The sequence below is a fragment of the Cellulophaga fucicola genome (assembly GCF_900119145.1).
GTDB lineage: Bacteria > Bacteroidota > Bacteroidia > Flavobacteriales > Flavobacteriaceae > Cellulophaga > Cellulophaga fucicola.
This window is the reverse complement of record NZ_FPIY01000002.1, coordinates 965051-983305: the sequence shown is the minus strand read 5'-3', so window position 1 is coordinate 983305 and position 18255 is coordinate 965051. Positions and strand designations below refer to the sequence as shown.

The window sequence follows — 18255 nt, the reverse complement described above, 5'->3', positions numbered from 1 at the left end:
TCATTCCAATTATTTCTTGTGAAATAAGCTTATTGAAAGTAAAAAACATCAATAGAATAAGAAAGTTTCTCATTTGGTTTTAATTATTGCCAACGGTTACGTATAAGAATAGTGCGTAGTTTGTGTGCGAGGATTTTCCGAAGGAAAATCAGATGCAAGCAAACGAGCATTAACTCTTGGTTAGGCACTAAACTAAGCATTATTTTTATACAATGTTGCCATGCGTGGTATTTTTTGTCGGACTTATTTTACGAAATAGTTACGTTTATTTTCTCAAAACCTAGAATTTTAGAACACGAGCAAAGTCAGTCGTGCGTAAACCTTGCGTTACGTTTGTCAAAAGTCAGATGTTTTTTCGCAAGAGTAAAGTCAGTCGCACGTAACAGTTGCGCTTTGAATGGTCAGAAGTCAGTTGAGTGAGATTTTTTTAAACCACTTTTAAGCTCGTTTATATATTTTTTAGAGCTGAGTGAGCCATGAATGGCAACGTTCAGTATAAGAAACGTAGGGCAGGTGATAAGCGATAGGTTTCGGTTTGGCGGACTTTGTTAATATGCGCAGACCTTTGGGTTTAGCAAAAAAAGCCCTATGTTTTTTATACCTTGTTATATACCGTTTTCTTTTTTCCAATCGGTTTTCAAATATTTCAAAGCATCTTCCAAAGCTTTTTTTGAAGGTTTAGGATTAAAATCTAATTCTTTTTTTGATTTACTAATATCATAATCTTGCTTTAAACCGTAAAACATATCCAAGTAATGTCTTTGTAATAAAGGTTCTTTACCTGTAATTTTACTGCTAAATTCCATTAAACCAGCAACAGAGTACAACAAACATTTTGGTACTTTTTTAGGCATTTTTAATTTCAGTTCAGGATATAATTCTGATGCTATTTTTACTGTTTTTTGTAACGTAGTGTGTTGTTCGTTTGATAAAACATAACGTTCTCCATTTCTACCTTTTTGCATAGCATTATATAGACCAGAAGCTACATCTTTTACATCTACCCAATTTAAAGTTACGTTCGTGTCTACAGGTATTTCTCCATTTAAAACTTGTAATACAAGGTTGTTAGAATAACTTAATTTATAAGCTTTATCCCCAATCATAGCAGAAGGTAAAACAAGAACAGTTCTAATACCGTATTTTTCACCCAATTCTAATGCTAGTTTATCTGAATCATTTTTAGAATTGTAATACCAGTTTCGTCTGTCTTTGTTATATCCATTGTCCACATTTGCTGGTAATTTAGTAAAATCCAAACTAGCTACTGAACTTACATAAACGATATTTTTGATGCCACATTCTTTAGCAATGTCAAACACATTTTGTGTTCCTTGCATATTATTATCATAAATTTCAGTTTTAGGATTTTTAGCCCACATACTAAAATTAGCAGCTACTGCATATAAATTTGTGACCCCTTGAAATGCCTTTTTAAGAGATTCTCTGTCGGTAATATCAGCTTGAACAACTTCACAGTCTAACCCTTTAAAAGGTTCAGTCTTATGAATGTTTCTTACTGTTGTTCTTACTTTTTGGTTATTGGAAAGTAAAAGCCTAATTAGATTATTTCCTAAATGTCCATTTCCTCCTGTTACTAATGAAATTTCTTTGCTCATAATTATTAAATTTTGTTTGAGCAAATTTCGATACCTTTTAAGAGGTTAGAAATAACATTTGTTAGAAAGCGATTTGTTTTCTAATCCGACTTAAAGATTGAGGTTCCATTCCTAAGAAAGAAGCTATATTGTCAATAGATACATTCAAAGCTAATTTTGGATACTGATTTACAAATTTTAGATAACGTTCTTTTGCTGTTAAAATTTGAAAATCTTTAACACGCTCTAGTTTGCAACTTAAATGTTCATTGGTTACTTCTTTGACAAATATTGCCCAAAATTCTGTTTCCTTTTGTAAAATGTCAAAATCAGGTTTTGATATTTTTAAAACTCTTGACTCTGTTACAGTTTCGTAATAATCTAATGACGGTGTTTCTGTCATAAAACTATCTAAAGATGTGAAGAAATCTTGTTCTGCTACAAGATGCTGTACGATAATCTTCCCGTCAATATTTTGATATCCTTTTACAATTCCAGTATCTAAAAAATAAATATATCGCTCAACTTTTCCTGCTTTTAAAAAATTAGTTTGAGCTGGTACTTCTTCAGAAACAAAGTACTTTTTGATTAAATCAATATAATTTTGAGTTAAAGGAACTCTGGATTGTATGTAATTAATTAGATTTTCCATTTTGTTTTGTAATGGTATATAACTAGTTAGTAAACGCAGTTTATTGCGTTTATTTACTATTCAAATATATATTATTTAGGTAACATTTCTAAAGGACTTGTAATATTTATAAGATTAGTCGTACTAACGTGTGTGTAAATCTCTGTAGTCTTAGAGCTATTATGTCCCAATAATTGTTGTATATACCTTAAATTAGTGCCGGCATCTAGTAAATGTGTTGCAAAAGAATGTCTTAATGTGTGCACTGTGGCTGGCATATGTACCTTAGCTTTCTTTTTAGATCTGTTAAAAACCTGTCGTATGCTAGAGGCACTGTATTGTTTGCCGTCAGCCCCCTCAAATAACCACTCTTTTGGTTTGTATAGCATATAATATGCACGCAATTGCTCTAGCATTGTGGGAGACAATAAAGTAATTCTGTCCTTGCTACCCTTTGCATTTCTTACCCAAACGCGCATATTGTTAGAGTCTATGTCTTCAACCTTAAGATTTATACACTCAGATATTCTTAATCCGCAGCCGTATATCACCTTAAAAATAGTTTTGTGTTTTATGTTGTTTGTTGCAGCTATAATGTCTGCTACTTCTTGTAAAGACAGCACCTTAGGTAGTGTTTTGGCTTTTCTGGGTCTGCAAAAATCATACTGTACTTTAGGTAACTTTAAAACCTTTTCAATATAAAACTTTATGGCATTTATACTTTGATTTTGGTAAGAGGCAGACACATTCCGTTTTGTTACAAGCTCTTGGTGGTAATACATTATGTGTGCAGTAGAAACCTGGTGTAAAGGCATAGGATACATATATGCTAAAAACTGCTTAAACATATGTATATAGGTCTTAGTGGTGTTTTTGCTGTAGTTTTTTAGCACTAGTTTTTGATGCATTAATGACATGGCCAGTGCATAATCTGGTTTAATTTCTTTAGTATTAAGTACTTGTGTGGCTATTATTTTTGGCTTCATATTGTAAAAATGAATTAAATGTAGTTAAAAAGCTTATATTTAAGCGTTTACATACGTATATAAACGTCTAATAATACGAATTATGAAAATGAAATTTTGTTTATCCTGTAGTAAAGAACTTGTGGGTAGGTCCGATAAGAAATTCTGTGATACAGAATGCAGAAGCACCTATCACAATACAAACAGACCACTGCATGAAATAAGTATACAGAAAATAAATAGTGCGTTAAGAAAAAACAGAAGTCTATTAGCTCATTTTTGCCCAAGCGGAAAGAGTACAGTTAAAAAGGAGGTTTTAATAAAGCAAGGTTACCGCATAGATTTGTTTACGCATATGTATCCTTTTAAAACAGGAGCCTATTTTTTTTGTTATGAGTTTGGGTATTTGCCTATAAAAGAAAATGGAGTAGATAAAATGCTAATTGTTCACCAACAAGAATATATGAATAACTTAACGTACAATCCTTGGAGTATTAAAATTACAAAATAAGCATATAAGTTGAAGCGGTATTTGCTTAAGAGTCTATAAAAATAAACCAATTTTTAAATACCATAAATTACAATTGGTAAATCCACTCCTCTGGGTTAAGCTTACTAACATCTTTGTAGAGGTAAAATTTTAATAACGTTTGTCCATTAAATTTATTAGTAGCTATTTCTCCTATTTCTTGTTTTGCAGTAACCTTATCCCCTTTTTCTACATAAGTGCTAGATAGGTTGTAGTAGGTTGTAATGTAGTTACCGTGCTTAATTTGTACGCCTTTGTTACCGCCTGGTACTGCTAGTACGGCAATAACTTCACCCTCAAAAATAGAGCGTGCTTTTGTGCCTTTATCCGCAGCAATTATTACACCGTTGTTTTGGTGTTTTATACCAGGGTAAACAGCATCTTTATACACACCAAAACCTTTGCTTTTAAATCCTTTTGCAACAGGCCATATAAGTTTGCCCTTGTTGGCAGTAAAATTATTGGCTACTACTTTGGCTTCTGGTGTTAATACAAATTTAGTACTACTTGTATTAGAAGCTGTTTTTCCGGTAGTTTTTTTGTTTGTTGCAACTATGGCAGAGCGTATTAGTTTTTCTATCTGCTGGTCTATTCTACGTGCTTCAGATTTCTTTTTGTTAATAGTTGCGGTGTATTTGCTCTCGTTCTTCTTAATAGTGCTTAAAAGAGCGTCTTTGGCGTTCTTTTCCTTTTCTAATTCTTTTCTGGTTACTACGTTTTCTTTTAACAACTGCTCCTTTAACTTTCGTTGGTCTATTAAAGCTTGGTTTTTAAGTTTTAAAGTATCTGTTTTAGCAACAATAGACAATCCTTGTTCTTGGCGGTATTGTGTATATTGTTTTATATACTGCAAACGTTTGTAGGCTTGTAAAAAATTCTCTGACGATAGTAGAAACATTAACCTGCTTTGTTGGGATTTGTTCTGATACGATTTTTGTATCATTTGTGCATAATCGTCCTTTAAGGCTAGTAAATCTTTTTTAAGCGTACCAATATTACGCACATTGGCATTTATTTGACGATTTAGTAGGTTAGATTGCTGATTGGTAATTCTAATTAATTGCTGTTGCGCGTTAATCTTTTGTTCCAAACTTTCCATTTGGTCCAGTACAGTACCTTTTTCTTTTGTTTCTGCAAACAATAGTCTGTTTATAGCTCTAATATCACTTTGTAATTGCGCACGTTTTTTCTCTAAAGCCTTTTGTTCGTTGGTTTGTGCAAACAAAAAAGATCCAGACAGTAGTACTAAAAGTAATGTAGCTAACTTAAGGTAACGCATTTTATATGTTTAATTATTCTAGAACTATTTCTTTAAAACCAGTTGGTATTTTATATGGCAATTTAAAACTTTTATTTAGTTCTATGTTTTTAAATGTAAGTTCTATAGTATTCTCTTTTTCTTTGTCTTTTACATAGATGTCTATAACGTTAGGTACCAATTTCTTATCTATTTGTTGGTAGTCTTTGTACTGTACATCTAAAACACGACTTTTTTGTGGTTGAGTTAATTGCATACCCGCTACTTTGTAATTGTTTGGTTCTATTTGCAATAGAGTCATAAATAGTTCATTTGCTTTTTTAGGAGACAATTGGTACTGGTTGTTATGCTCTACGGTATTGTACTTTTCTTTTCGCAGATCAAACAAAGATTCTCCAAGCAATAGGTTTTGTACTTTTTGGTAATCTAGATCTGTTCCCAATAAGTTACTTAGGTACGTAAAATCACCATCAAAATACTCGTTCTGTAATCTGTTGTAAAAACTAACTCTAGTAGGTGTTATATATGCTTTTACCACACCAAGCGTTGCACTAAGCCATATGGCTTTGTCTTTCTCCATTCTAAAACTAACGGTGTAGCCTTGAGAGTCGCTGCCATCTGTGTAATCTATTTTTAATCTGCCGCGTAGCGTTTTAAAATCTAAAGTATTTGCGTAATGGTTTTTAACTAATGTTCTTGTGTTTAATTTTTTTCCGTTGGATGATGTATCCGAAATTATTTTTTTAGACTTACACGAAACAAAGAATACGGCAACAACTAATGCTATTGTTATTTTGGGAAGTATCTGAAGATATTTAATCATTTTTTATCGTTTAAATTTTACTTTAGCCAAGTACATATTTGCCTTAGCAGGGTTGCCCATTGCAGTATACGCAGCAGCTATTTCTCTGTAAATATCATCACCCAACCTAATATCGTCTAACAGATAATCTAATGCTGTTTTTAATGTTTCTATGGCATCTCTGTGTTTTCTTTTTCCGTTATAAGCTACACCTAAGGCATAATAAAAGTAGGGTTGAGATGGGTAACTTTCTATTGCTTCTTTAGCTGTAGATTCTAAAAAAACATAATTTTTTTGTTTTACAATAAACTGTAATCGACTTTTGTAATTGTATGCAGAATTGCTATTTCTGCTTGTTGTTGTGGCTTGCGTGCTATTTGTTGTTGTTTTTGTTGGTTTGGCTGTGCTGCCAGAAGTAGAAAAACTAAAACTTCTAGTGCTTCTTTGGGCATTAGCAGCTTGCAATTTTGCGTTAATATCGGTTTTAAACGGACTGTCTTTTAGATCATCTACGATATTCTGTGCTTCGTTATAGTTGTTTTCTAAGTATAAAATGTGGGCTAAGTTTTCTTTTAGCGTGTTATTGTCATAAGGCACAATCTCTTTTAAATCATCAACATTTTTGTATTGTTTTTTTAAAGAAATATAGAGCGACTGTAAGTACCACATATTACCCGGATTTTCTTTTAAAGCCAACTCCGCTTGCTCTTGTGCTAAAGGGTACTGTTTATTTTCTATGTATGCTTTGGCTAACTCATTAGCTACAGCAGGGTTGTTTGGTTCTAATTTTTGACAAACTAAAAAGCTATTTACTGCTCTGTCGTGGTTTTCTATACTTTTTTGCTTAATACCCTCAAAAAAAGCTTCTTGAAACTCGTCTGAGTATTCTTCTAAAAACACATCTGCACTATTTTCTATTTCTTGCGCATAGCCAGTCTTAGCAAACATAAAGGTTGCTGCTAAAAATGCCATTAAAAAAGATTTATAAATAGGACTCATAGGTCTGTAAAATTATTAAAAAAACAAATGGTATTACTGCCATTGGCTCAGGATTTTAAATAAAGAGCAAATATTATACCGTGGTGGTTTTCTCACGACTTAAGTTTCCGATCACTAAAGCTATAGCAGCAGGCAGTACCCAGCCTAGACTATAAGCGCTTAATGGTAAATATGCAGTAGTAAACTCAGCAATATTAGTAACACCAATGCTAGTTAAAAAATCTGGAACACTAAATAAGATGGTTACAAAAACAACAGCTTTAAAAACTTTTGGTGTAGTATAAGTGTCTGGCAAAACGTTTAGTACTATTAAAATAATAGTTATTGGGTAAATAAACATAAGTGCTGGTACGGCAACTGCAATGATATAGTCTACATTAAATTGCCCCATTAAAACACCAAGTACACAGCCAGATACTGCAGTTATGGTATACGCTTTGTTAGAGTTGTTAAATCTGTCTTTTATAAAATCTGCGGTACCAGTTACAATACCAATTGCAGTTGTAAAACAGGCTAATGCAACCAAAATACTTAAAAACTTGTTTCCTGCATTGCCTAGAGTAGTGTGGCTAATTGCATTTAAAAGATCTGTTCTGGTAATATCTGCATCAAAATTACTGTGTAATAATGCACTGGTAAGTATTAATCCGCTATAAATTAATAACAACCCTAAGCCAGCAAATAAACCAGCTTTGCGCACTAAACTTCTACGATCTGTATAAGATATGTCTTTGTTTTTTAGGTTGATAGAGATTATTAGTACACCACCAACTACTACGGCGCCAATGGCATCAAACGTTTGGTAGCCTTCTAAAATGCTAGAGGTAAAAGGATTGGTAATGTTTGTTGCATCAAATGTAAAGTCTGACGTAAAAACGGTAACTCCAATTATAGCAAGTAATATAAAGAGAATAGCAGGTGTTAAAAATTTACCTAGTATGTTTAGTATCTTAGATCTATTAAGTGCAAAAACCAATACCAAAGCAAAATAGACAATGCTTGTGTATATAGAGGGTATATCAAAAAAAGGAGCAATTGCAATTTCGTGTGTTACAGATGCTGTTCTTGGAGCAGGAAAAATTATTGCTATGGCATATATAAGTAAAGAGTATACAAGGGCAAAAGCAGGAGATACTTTTTTTCCAAAATCAAAAATAGTTCCCTGTAATTTTGCGTGTGCAAATATGCCAAGAATAGGAATTACTATGGCAGAAATACAAAAACCAATAGCAACTAGCCACCACCACTCACCAGAGTTAAGTCCTATAAAAGGAGGAATAATAAGGTTTCCGGCACCAAAAAAGAGCGAAAACAATGCAAACGCAGTTACTAGAGTTTCTTTGGTATTATTCATTACAAGTATGTTGTATTTTTAGGGGAAGATAAAACATTATAAACAACCATCAAACTACTTGATGTTCATAAATTTTTGTGCATTTCATCGAAAAAAATGAATTTTTACAGAAAAAATTAACAAGGACTCAATAATCTTTACAAGTGTGCGTTTAATAAAAAAGACTATCTATAAAAAGTAGTTTTTACTCAAATTTAAAATTAATATTTACAGTGCCTGGTCCCACCCAAACATTGTTTAAAACCTACAAGCTATGAAAAAAGTTTTAGCCACTTCAGGTTCAGTGTTTAATACATTATGTTGCGGCATTTTTGGTCATTATTACGCAGTAACTAAAAAAGTAACATCGCATATTAACGAGTACGAGTGTATTCATTGTAAAAAACAAGTAACAACAGACGTAACCGGTAATTTGTCAGAACTAACACCAGAGTTAGAAGACATTAACAATACCTTACAAAAAGTATACAAGAAAAAACACCAACACACTGCTCCGCAACACGCGGCTTAGTTGTTATTGTTCATCTTTAGAAAGTCCATTCCATCCCTGCGCGGTGATCGGAATTTTAGTATTATTCCTAGAAATTAAGTGTACCCCTTCATTCTTATCTGTCATATGCCCTATAACAGTTAGGTTTGGGTTCCCCTTTATTTTTGGGAATTCTTTTTGGTCTATAGTAAACAAAAGTTCGTAGTCCTCGCCGCCACCTAAAGCAACAGTTGTGCTGTTAATTTTAAACTCTTCACACGAGCTAATAACAGTTGGGTCTAACGGTATTTTATCTTCAAATAAATTACAACCTACATTGCTTTCTTCGCATAAATGCAAAATTTCAGAAGATAAACCATCACTAATATCTATCATAGATGTTGGTTTAACACCTAAGGCATCTAACAAAGGCACAACATCTTTACGTGCTTCTGGCTTTAATTGTCTTTCTACGATGTAAGTGTACATAGACAAATCCGGATTGCTATTTGGGTTAACTTTAAAAACTTCTTTTTCGCGTTCTAAAACCTGTAATCCCATATAGGCAGCACCTAAATCACCAGTAACTACTAATAAATCGTTTGGTTTTGCGCCATTTCTGTAAACTAAATCTTCTTCTTTGGCTTGCCCAATAGCAGTAACGCTAATGAGCATTCCCTTGGTAGAAGAAGTGGTGTCGCCACCAATTAAATCTACATTATATGTTTTTGCAGCAAGTGCAATACCACTGTATAATTCTTCTAATGCTTCTAACGGAAACCTGTTAGAAACAGCAATAGAAACCGTAATTTGTGTAGCAACGGAGTTCATTGCATAAATGTCAGATAAATTTACCATAACAGCCTTGTAGCCTAAGTGTTTTAGGGGTACATAACTAAGATCAAAATGTACGCCTTCTATCAGTAAATCTGTAGAAACTACAATTTTTTTATCTGTAATGTCTAAAACAGCAGCATCGTCTCCAATACCTTTTAGAGTAGATTTTTGCTTAATAGTAAAGTCTTTAGTAAGGTGGTTAATTAAACCAAACTCGCCTAATTCTTCAAGAGATGTTCTCTTTGGGTTTTTATCGTCTAACATACTGCAAAAATAATAAGGATATTATACAAAATATGCTTTTTGGGTATAAAAGAATTTTAATATAGATTAACTTTTTTGAGAAATAGAGAATTCTTATAATATCATTCGTTATATTAATGTTAGGATGTATGGTAAAACCCTACTTATACACTATATTTGTAAATTGTTTAGAACTAAACCAAATAAAATTTGAGTTAAGGTCTAATTTAAACTAAAAATAGTATGATAAAAGTCTCAGAAACAGCGAAGAAGAGAGTCATTGATTTAATGACGGAAGGCGGCTTTGATGCTGAAAAAGATTTTGTACGTGTTGGAGTAAAAAGCGGTGGATGTAGTGGTTTGTCTTACGAGTTAGACTTTGATAAATCTATTGTAGAAACAGATAAAGTTTTTGAAGATAACGCAGTACGAATTGTAGTAGATAAAAAAAGTTTTTTATATCTAGTAGGAACTACTTTGGAGTATTCTGGAGGATTAAACGGAAAAGGTTTTGTGTTTAATAACCCAAATGCACAAAGAACATGTGGTTGTGGCGAGAGTTTTTCGTTATAATTAGCTGTAATAGAAAGATAATAAGTTAAGAATTAGCTAATAGAAATATTTTTTAATTAGCAAATTAAGGTGATATGGCATATACAGAAGAAGAGTTAAAGAAAGAGCTAGAAACCAAAGAATACGAATACGGTTTTTATACAGACATAGAATCTGACACTTTTCCTATAGGATTAAGTGAAGATATTGTTAGGGCTATTTCTAAAAAGAAAAACGAACCAAAATGGATGACAGATTGGAGAGTTGAAGCTTACCGTGTTTGGGAAAAAATGGAAGAACCAGAATGGGCAAATGTTCATTATCAGAAACCAGATTTTCAGGCAATAAGTTATTATTCTGCTCCTAAAAAGGCAGATCCAAATAAAAAATTAGAGGATGTAGATCCAGAGTTGTTAGAAATGTACAAGAAATTGGGTATTTCTATAGACGAGCAAAAGAAATTACAAAATGTTGCTGTAGACATAGTAGTAGATTCTGTTTCTGTTGCTACTACATTTAAAAAGACATTAGCAGAAAAAGGTATTATTTTTATGCCTATTTCTGAAGCTATACAAGAACATCCAGAATTAGTACGTAAGTATATGGGGACTGTAGTGCCAACTACAGATAACTTTTATGCAGCATTAAACTCTGCAGTATTTACAGATGGTTCTTTCTGTTACATTCCTAAAGGCGTACGTTGCCCAATGGAACTTTCTACTTATTTTAGAATTAACCAGGCAGGTACCGGTCAGTTTGAGCGTACTTTGGTTGTTGCAGACGAAGAAAGTTATGTAAGTTACCTAGAAGGTTGTACTGCGCCATCTAGAGATGAAAACCAATTACACGCAGCTGTTGTAGAATTAATTGCAATGGACGATGCAGAAATTAAATACTCTACCGTACAAAACTGGTTCCCAGGAAACAAAGAAGGTAAGGGTGGTGTTTATAATTTTGTGACTAAAAGAGCTTTGTGCGAGAAAAACGCAAAAGTATCTTGGACACAAGTAGAAACTGGTTCTGCTGTAACTTGGAAATATCCTTCTTGTATTTTAAAAGGAGATAATTCTATTGGAGAATTTTACTCTATTGCTGTTACAAATAACTACCAGCAAGCAGATACAGGTACAAAAATGATTCACCTTGGTAAAAACACTAGAAGTACTATTATTTCTAAAGGTATATCTGCAGGTAAATCTCAGAACAGTTATCGTGGTTTGGTACAAGTAAGTAGCCGTGCAGATAATGCGCGTAACTTTTCTCAGTGCGATTCTCTTTTAATGGGTAATGAGTGTGGTGCACATACATTCCCTTACATAGAAGTAAAAAACAAATCGGCAATGATAGAACATGAGGCTACAACAAGTAAAATTGGTGAAGAACAAATTTTCTATTGTAACCAACGTGGTATAGATACAGAAAAAGCAATTGCATTAATAGTAAATGGTTTTAGTAAAGAAGTACTAAACAAATTGCCAATGGAATTTGCTGTTGAAGCTCAGAAACTACTAGAAATTAGTTTAGAAGGATCTGTAGGTTAAGCTTGTTTCTCTAATAAAGAAACATGTTGGGTGTTTTTAGATTGATAAAAATTACCCTAAAAAAAGAAAAGAATAATAAAGAACATAAAAGTAGCGATAAAATGCTTAAAATTAAAGATTTACACGCTAGTGTAGAAGGCAAAGGGATATTAAAAGGGATTAACTTAGAAGTTGGTGCTGGCGAAGTACATGCTATCATGGGACCAAACGGTTCTGGTAAAAGTACATTGGCTTCTGTTATAGCTGGTAATGAGACTTACGAGGTAACTGCAGGTGATATCTTTTTAAATGGTGAAAATATTGAAGACCTTTCTCCAGAAGAAAGAGCTCATAACGGTGTTTTCTTATCATTTCAATACCCAGTAGAAATTCCAGGTGTTTCTGTAACTAACTTTATGAAAACAGCTATTAACGAGTCTCGTAAAGCTAAAGGTTTAGAAGATATGCCGGCTAAGGATATGCTAAAGCTTATTCGTGAAAAATCTGAATTATTAGAAATAGATCGTAAATTCTTATCTCGTTCTTTAAACGAAGGTTTTTCTGGAGGAGAGAAAAAACGTAACGAGATTTTTCAAATGGCAATGTTAGAGCCTAAACTAGCTATTTTAGATGAAACTGATTCTGGTTTAGATATTGATGCCTTGCGTATTGTAGCTAATGGTGTTAACAAACTTAAGAGTAAAGACAATGCTGTTGTTGTTATTACACACTACCAACGTTTGTTAGAGTATATAGTGCCAGATTTTGTACATGTTTTATATAACGGTAAAATAGTAAAATCTGGAACTAAAGAGCTTGCTATGGAGTTAGAAGAAAAAGGTTACGATTGGATTAAGCAAGAAGCGGCAGTTTAAAAAGTACTAAGATTAAAATTTGATTGGTACCACAACGTACCTCTTTGTTTAATACTTACTACTCAATACTAAAGAATATGGATTTAAAAGATAAATTAGTTTCTTCATTTTTAGCTTTCGAAAATAATGTAGATGTGCACAACCCAGTGCATGATGTGCGTACAGAAGCTATAAAGAATTTTGAGACTAAAGGTTTTCCTTCTAAAAAATTGGAAGCCTGGAAATACACTTCGTTAAACGGCTTACAAAAAATTGACTTTAGCATCTTTCCTAAAAAGGAGAGTTCTTTAGAATATAAAGACGTTAAAAAATACTTTATTCACCAAATAGATACTTATAAAATTGTATTTATAGACGGTGTATTTAGTTCTAACTTGTCTGAAACTACCCATGATGGCGTAGATATTTGTTTAATGAGTTCTGCATTAACAAAACCTATGTACAAGGCGGTTATAGATGTTTACTTTAATAAAGTAGCTTCTAAAGACGAGTCTTTAACAACCTTAAATACTGCATTTAGTAGAGAGGGAGCATACATATATATACCTAAAAATAAAGTACCTAAAAAGCCAATAGAAATTATACATTTCTCTACTGGTAATGATGTTGCTTTAATGTTGCAACCACGTAATTTAATTATTGCAGAAGAAAATTCTGAAATGCAAATTATAGAGCGTCACCAGAGTTTAACAAGCAATGCGGTGTTAACAAACTCTGTTACAGAAATTTTTGCGGCTAAAAATGCAATTGTAGATTACTACAAAGTGCAGAACGATGTTGACTCTGCTTCTTTAGTAGATAATACATACGTAGATCAAAAAGATGGTAGTCACGTAAAAGTGCACACTTTCTCTTTTGGAGGTAAGTTATTGCGTAACAATCTTAACTTTTACCAAAATGGAGAGCGTATAGACTCTACTATGAAAGGTATTACTATTATCGGGGATAAACAACACGTAGATCACCATACATTAGTACATCATATAGAACCAAATTGCGAAAGTCACCAAGATTATAAAGGTATTTATGCAGATAGTTCTACAGGTGTATTTAATGGTAAAATTATAGTTGATAAAATTGCACAGAAAACAAATGCTTTTCAGCAAAACAACAACATATTAATAAGCGATAAAGCTACGATTAACACAAAACCACAATTAGAGATTTTTGCAGATGATGTAAAATGTTCTCACGGTTGTACTATTGGTCAATTAGATGAAGAAGCTTTGTTTTACTTACAGTCTAGAGGTATACCTAAAAAAGAAGCAAGAGCATTACTAATGTATGCATTTGCAAACAACGTTTTAGAAAGCGTACGTATACCGGAATTAAAAGTTAGAATTAATAAATTAATAGCTAATAAATTAGGTGTTAATTTAGGATTCGATTTGTAGAAATATACAATCTGTTAGCTTATAAAATTATGCAGAAAACAACCCTAGATATACAAGCAATACGCAAAGACTTCCCTATTTTAAGTAGAACTGTAAATGGGCAGCCTTTAGTGTATTTAGATAATGCAGCAACATCACAAACACCAAAACAAGTGTTAGATGCTATTGTAGATTATTACAGTGGTTACAATGCAAATATTCATAGAGGTGTACATACACTTTCTCAAGAAGCTACAGATAAATATGAGCAAGCTAGAATAAAAATTCAGCACCATTTTAATGCAAAATTGGCGCACGAAATTATTTTTACAGCTGGCACAACTCATAGTATTAACCTAGTTGCAAACGGTTTTTCATCGCTCTTAAAAAAAGGAGATGAAATTATTGTTTCTGCCTTAGAACACCACTCTAATATTGTGCCTTGGCAAATGTTATGCGAGCGTACTGGTGCTGTTTTAAAGGTAATACCTATGAACCTTAATGGGGAATTAGAGCTAGAGGCATATTACAAATTACTGTCTAGTAATACTAAATTAGTTTTTTGCAATCACGTTTCTAATGCATTAGGTACAGTTAATCCAATAAAAGAAATTATAAACGCTGCACACAATGTTGGTGCAGCTGTTTTAATAGATGGTGCGCAAGCGGCACCGCACATAAAAGCAGATGTACAGGCATTAGATGTAGATTTCTATGTTGTATCTGCTCATAAAATGTGCGGTCCAACTGGTGCAGGTATGTTATATGGTAAAGAAGAATGGTTAAATAAACTACCGCCTTATCAAGGAGGTGGAGAGATGATAGCTGAGGTTTCTTTTGATAAAACAACCTACGCAGGTTTACCGCATAAATTTGAGGCTGGTACGCCTAATATTTGTGGAGGTATTGCTTTTGGTGCAGCTTTAGATTATATGAACGCTATTGGTTTTGATGCCATTGCTAGTTATGAACACGAGTTGTTAGAATATGCAACAGCAGAATTATTAGCTATAGACGGATTAAAAATATACGGTACAGCAGCAAATAAAACAGCAGTTATATCTTTTAATGTAGGTAGCATTCACCCATACGATATTGGTTCTATTTTAGATAAATTAGGTGTTGCAGTGCGTACAGGTCACCATTGCGCACAACCTATAATGGATTTTTATGGTATTCCAGGTACAGTAAGAGCTAGCTTTAGTTTTTACAATACAAAAGAAGAAGTAGATATTTTGGTTGCTGGCGTAAAAAGAGCTGTAGCAATGCTTCAATAAAAGTTAATTACCAAGCGCTAATTTGATAAGCACTTTTGTTATCGTATTTTTGTTTTAAATAAATTCTTCTCATTTAGAAGACTAAGAAGTAATTATGACAATTAAAGAAATACAAGAAGAGATAGTAGATGAGTTTTCTATGTTTGATGACTGGATGCAGCGCTATGAGTATATGATAGATCTGGGAAAGTCATTGCCTTTAATAGATGAACAATACAAAACTGATGATAATATAATCAAAGGTTGTCAAAGTAGAGTTTGGGTACACGCAGATTTAGAACAAGACGTACTTTCTTTTACAGCGGATAGCGATGCTATTATTACCAAAGGTATTATAGCCATTTTAATTCGTGTTTTTAGTGGTCAACACCCAAAAGATATTATAGAAGCAGATACTAATTTTATAGATGAAATTGGTTTAAAAGAACACTTGTCTCCTACAAGAGCAAATGGTTTGGTAAGTATGATAAAGCAGATAAAAATGTACGCCATAGCATACCAAACGCAAATTAAGTAAGACAAAGAAATAGTTTTAGCTTAGGCTAACAACAAGTAATAGCTATAAAAGTTATGAGTGAAGCAGTAGATACACACGATTTAGGAGAAGAAATAGTAAAGGTTTTAAAAACTATTTACGATCCAGAGATACCAGTAGATATATACGAGTTAGGCTTAATTTACGATGTTTTTGTAAATGAAGATAACGATGTTAAAATATTAATGACTTTAACGTCGCCAAATTGCCCAGTTGCAGAATCTTTACCTGTAGAGATAGAAGAGAAAGTTAAGTCACTAGATTTAGTAAAAGGAGCAGAGGTAGAAATTACTTTTGATCCGCCTTGGACACAAGAATTAATGAGTGAAGAAGCTAAATTAGAACTTGGGCTTCTTTAAGTAGAAGACGGTTTCATTTGTATTTAAAACTTAAGTTATGGCTCAATCTGAAGAAATAATAAATAGAGTAGCGGGTTCTAAACTGGTTACTTTTGACCTTGAAGATTACTATCCGCAAGGTAAAAAAGAGCTTTTAGATATAAAAGATTGGCTTTTTGAAGGTTTTATTTTAAAAGAAAAAGACTTTAGAAATTACATTGTAGAGCACAATTGGGAGCAATATAAAGATGCTAATGTAGCTGTATATTGCTCTACAGATGCTATAGTTCCGGGATGGGCATATATGCTAGTTGCTGCTAATCTTCAACCGTATGCAAAATATATAGTGCAAGGAGATTTAGAGTTGTTGCATTCATCTCTTTATCAAGAGATTATATCTGGTTTAGATTTTTCTATATACAAAGATAAACCCGTAATAATTAAAGGGTGTAGCAACAGGCCTGTTCCGCCAAATGCTTACTTATGGGCAACGGCAAAAATGCAACCTTATGCAAAGAGTATAATGTACGGTGAGGCTTGCTCGTCTGTACCATTATACAAGAGAAAATAAAAATACATTTTTATTTTAAAGAACAATATACTTACATTTGCGCTTCATTAAACCATTAAATACTATAAAATGAAGAAAATTGTATTAACAGCTGCACTATTATTTGTTGCAACTGTATCTTTTGCACAAACAGCAGAAGAATTAAAAACGGAACAAGCAGCTAAAAAAGATTCTGTAGCAGCTATACAGGGAAGAATAGGCGCTATACAAGCTAAGTTAGATGCTATGCCAGGTTGGAAAAAAGGAGCTTTTGGTACTATTGGTGGTACTATCTCTAGTTTTGATAACTGGTATGCTCAAGGATCTCCTAACAATAACTCTGGTAACATAGGATTTACAGTAAATGCTTACGCAAACCTTAAGCAAGAGAAATTTTTCTGGAGAAACTCTGCTAACGTAAACCTTGCTTGGGTAAAGTTAGATGATAAAGATAATCCTGCAGATAGCGATAAGTTTGAAGGTACTACTGATGTATTTACGATTACATCTCTATACGGACGTAAATTATCTGAAAAGTTTGCAATCTCTGGTTTAGGAGAATACAGAACTACAATCTTAAATAACTTTAACAATCCTGGTTACTTAGATTTAGGTGTTGGTGCAACTTGGACTCCAATTGAAGATTTAATTGTTGTTATACACCCATTAAACTACAACTTTGTATTTGCAGAGAACGACGCTGTTTTTGAGTCTTCTTTAGGTGCTAAAATTGTAGCAGATTATACTAAGAAAATAGGAGCAATAAACTTTAAGTCTAACTTATCTATGTTTCAAAGCTACAAGAGTTCAGATTTGTCTAACGTAACTTGGACAAACTCTTTTGGATACACACTTTGGAAAATGATTGGTGTTGGTTTTGACTTTGGTTTAAGAAGTAACAAGCAAGAGGCATTAAACTACTCTTTAGCTCAAACTCCAGCTACTGCAACTTCTTTTGATGATGTAGATAATAAATTACAATCGTTTTGGATGGTAGGTTTAAACTACGCATTTTAATACGTTTAAAATACAGCATAAAAAAAGACCGCAATTTGCGGTCTTTTTTGTTTTCTATACTCAAGCACTCTTGAGGAGTTTATGATGTTCGTCCAAAAAATTTAAGGACCGTAACAAACTTGCGTAAAACGCAATACTTCTATCGTCTTTTGCTATACAAGACTTTAAAAAATCTTGAAGGTCTAAATAGTAAAAATTAGCTTTAAAGGTAGGTATAAACGTGTTTATGGTATTAGGGTTATATGTACTATCGTCTATAACAAGATCCATAACTAATCTCTTTCTAAAATAATCAATTCTGACATCTGTTGCATTGTAGTGTTTTTTTACAATAGCTTTATGCAGTTCGTTTGCTTTACTATTTATTCTTTGAGAACAAGTAGAAGAAATTAAACTGTATATGTCGTTTTCTATCTTCATTTTTAACTCTATATTTTTCATGTTCTTTTTTTGATTAATTGATACTCCTAAATTACCAATTAATCGCCAAATACCTGTTAATCAACGACTGTAATTAACATTTGGTCTATGGG

Annotated in this window: 20 protein-coding genes; 11 read left to right on the top strand and 9 right to left on the bottom strand. The window is 32.9% G+C overall.

The genetic code is table 11. From position 1 onward, the window contains the following. Window positions 1–605: 605 nt before the first annotated feature. The 3 genes from BT107_RS10725 to BT107_RS10715 form a co-directional block, all read right to left on the bottom strand. Window positions 606–1619 (bottom strand): NAD-dependent epimerase/dehydratase family protein, encoded by a 1014-nt coding sequence (locus BT107_RS10725; protein ID WP_170854729.1) that lies wholly within the window; start codon window positions 1617–1619, stop codon window positions 606–608. Between the two features lie 61 nt (window positions 1620–1680). Next, window positions 1681–2250 (bottom strand): Crp/Fnr family transcriptional regulator, encoded by a 570-nt coding sequence (locus BT107_RS10720; protein WP_072303768.1) that lies wholly within the window; start codon window positions 2248–2250, stop codon window positions 1681–1683. Window positions 2251–2321: 71 nt separating this feature from the next. Further along, window positions 2322–3215 carry a tyrosine-type recombinase/integrase gene (locus BT107_RS10715; RefSeq protein ID WP_072303767.1) on the bottom strand — a complete coding sequence of 298 codons (894 nt, stop codon included), beginning with the start codon at window positions 3213–3215 and terminating at the stop codon, window positions 2322–2324. 82 nt (window positions 3216–3297) lie between these two features. Between BT107_RS10715 and BT107_RS10710 the strand changes: the two genes are divergently transcribed. Continuing rightward, the gene (locus BT107_RS10710; RefSeq protein WP_139254310.1) at window positions 3298–3705 is read left to right on the top strand and encodes a hypothetical protein; all 408 of its coding nucleotides are present in this window, start codon (window positions 3298–3300) and stop codon (window positions 3703–3705) included. A 67-nt stretch (window positions 3706–3772) separates the two neighbouring features. Here BT107_RS10710 and BT107_RS10705 read toward each other — a convergent pair whose 3' ends face one another. From BT107_RS10705 to brnQ, 4 genes are all read right to left on the bottom strand, one after another. Then, a complete protein-coding gene (locus BT107_RS10705; protein WP_072303766.1) occupies window positions 3773–5002 on the bottom strand; it encodes a murein hydrolase activator EnvC family protein in 1230 nt (409 codons plus the stop codon). A gap of 13 nt (window positions 5003–5015) precedes the next feature. After that, window positions 5016–5804: a lipoprotein insertase outer membrane protein LolB1 gene (gene lolB1, locus BT107_RS10700; RefSeq protein WP_072303765.1), complete on the bottom strand. Its 789-nt coding sequence runs from the start codon at window positions 5802–5804 to the stop codon at window positions 5016–5018. 3 nt (window positions 5805–5807) lie between these two features. Then, the gene (locus tag BT107_RS10695) at window positions 5808–6755 is read right to left on the bottom strand and encodes a tetratricopeptide repeat protein (protein ID WP_170854728.1); all 948 of its coding nucleotides are present in this window, start codon (window positions 6753–6755) and stop codon (window positions 5808–5810) included. Between the two features lie 100 nt (window positions 6756–6855). After that, window positions 6856–8136: a branched-chain amino acid transport system II carrier protein gene (brnQ, locus tag BT107_RS10690; protein WP_072303763.1), complete on the bottom strand. Its 1281-nt coding sequence runs from the start codon at window positions 8134–8136 to the stop codon at window positions 6856–6858. A 253-nt stretch (window positions 8137–8389) separates the two neighbouring features. Here brnQ and BT107_RS10685 point away from each other — a divergent pair, with 253 nt between their 5' ends. Beyond that, window positions 8390–8647, top strand: a complete 258-nt coding sequence (locus tag BT107_RS10685; protein WP_072303762.1) for a hypothetical protein — start codon at window positions 8390–8392, stop codon at window positions 8645–8647. 3 nt (window positions 8648–8650) lie between these two features. Here the strand turns inward: BT107_RS10685 and thiL are convergent, their stop codons facing one another. Next, entirely contained in the window at window positions 8651–9706 is a 1056-nt protein-coding gene (thiL, locus tag BT107_RS10680; RefSeq protein ID WP_072303761.1) for a thiamine-phosphate kinase, read from the bottom strand. Window positions 9707–9928: 222 nt separating this feature from the next. On the opposite strand from thiL, the gene BT107_RS10675 reads away from it, so the two are divergent. From BT107_RS10675 to BT107_RS10635, 9 genes are all read left to right on the top strand, one after another. Then, the gene (locus BT107_RS10675) at window positions 9929–10258 is read left to right on the top strand and encodes a HesB/IscA family protein (protein WP_072303760.1); all 330 of its coding nucleotides are present in this window, start codon (window positions 9929–9931) and stop codon (window positions 10256–10258) included. Window positions 10259–10332: 74 nt separating this feature from the next. Beyond that, complete coding sequence (gene sufB, locus BT107_RS10670; protein ID WP_072303759.1) at window positions 10333–11778, top strand: Fe-S cluster assembly protein SufB; 1446 nt, start codon at window positions 10333–10335, stop codon at window positions 11776–11778. 101 nt (window positions 11779–11879) lie between these two features. Further along, window positions 11880–12632, top strand: coding sequence for a Fe-S cluster assembly ATPase SufC (sufC, locus tag BT107_RS10665; RefSeq protein WP_072303812.1), 753 nt, complete (start codon window positions 11880–11882; stop codon window positions 12630–12632). A gap of 77 nt (window positions 12633–12709) precedes the next feature. Continuing rightward, window positions 12710–14026: a Fe-S cluster assembly protein SufD gene (gene sufD, locus BT107_RS10660; RefSeq protein ID WP_072303758.1), complete on the top strand. Its 1317-nt coding sequence runs from the start codon at window positions 12710–12712 to the stop codon at window positions 14024–14026. A 29-nt stretch (window positions 14027–14055) separates the two neighbouring features. Next, complete coding sequence (locus BT107_RS10655) at window positions 14056–15282, top strand: aminotransferase class V-fold PLP-dependent enzyme (protein WP_072303757.1); 1227 nt, start codon at window positions 14056–14058, stop codon at window positions 15280–15282. Between the two features lie 94 nt (window positions 15283–15376). After that, window positions 15377–15799, top strand: coding sequence for a SufE family protein (locus BT107_RS10650; RefSeq protein WP_072303756.1), 423 nt, complete (start codon window positions 15377–15379; stop codon window positions 15797–15799). A 53-nt stretch (window positions 15800–15852) separates the two neighbouring features. Beyond that, window positions 15853–16176, top strand: a complete 324-nt coding sequence (locus BT107_RS10645) for a DUF59 domain-containing protein (RefSeq protein ID WP_072303755.1) — start codon at window positions 15853–15855, stop codon at window positions 16174–16176. Between the two features lie 37 nt (window positions 16177–16213). After that, on the top strand, window positions 16214–16726 hold the full coding sequence (locus tag BT107_RS10640; protein ID WP_072303754.1) for a DUF2480 family protein: 513 nt from the start codon (window positions 16214–16216) through the stop codon (window positions 16724–16726). A 69-nt stretch (window positions 16727–16795) separates the two neighbouring features. After that, window positions 16796–17722 carry a DUF3078 domain-containing protein gene (locus BT107_RS10635; RefSeq protein WP_072303753.1) on the top strand — a complete coding sequence of 309 codons (927 nt, stop codon included), beginning with the start codon at window positions 16796–16798 and terminating at the stop codon, window positions 17720–17722. 60 nt (window positions 17723–17782) lie between these two features. Here BT107_RS10635 and BT107_RS10630 read toward each other — a convergent pair whose 3' ends face one another. Further along, window positions 17783–18163 carry a hypothetical protein gene (locus BT107_RS10630; RefSeq protein ID WP_072303752.1) on the bottom strand — a complete coding sequence of 127 codons (381 nt, stop codon included), beginning with the start codon at window positions 18161–18163 and terminating at the stop codon, window positions 17783–17785. Window positions 18164–18255 lie beyond the last annotated feature (92 nt).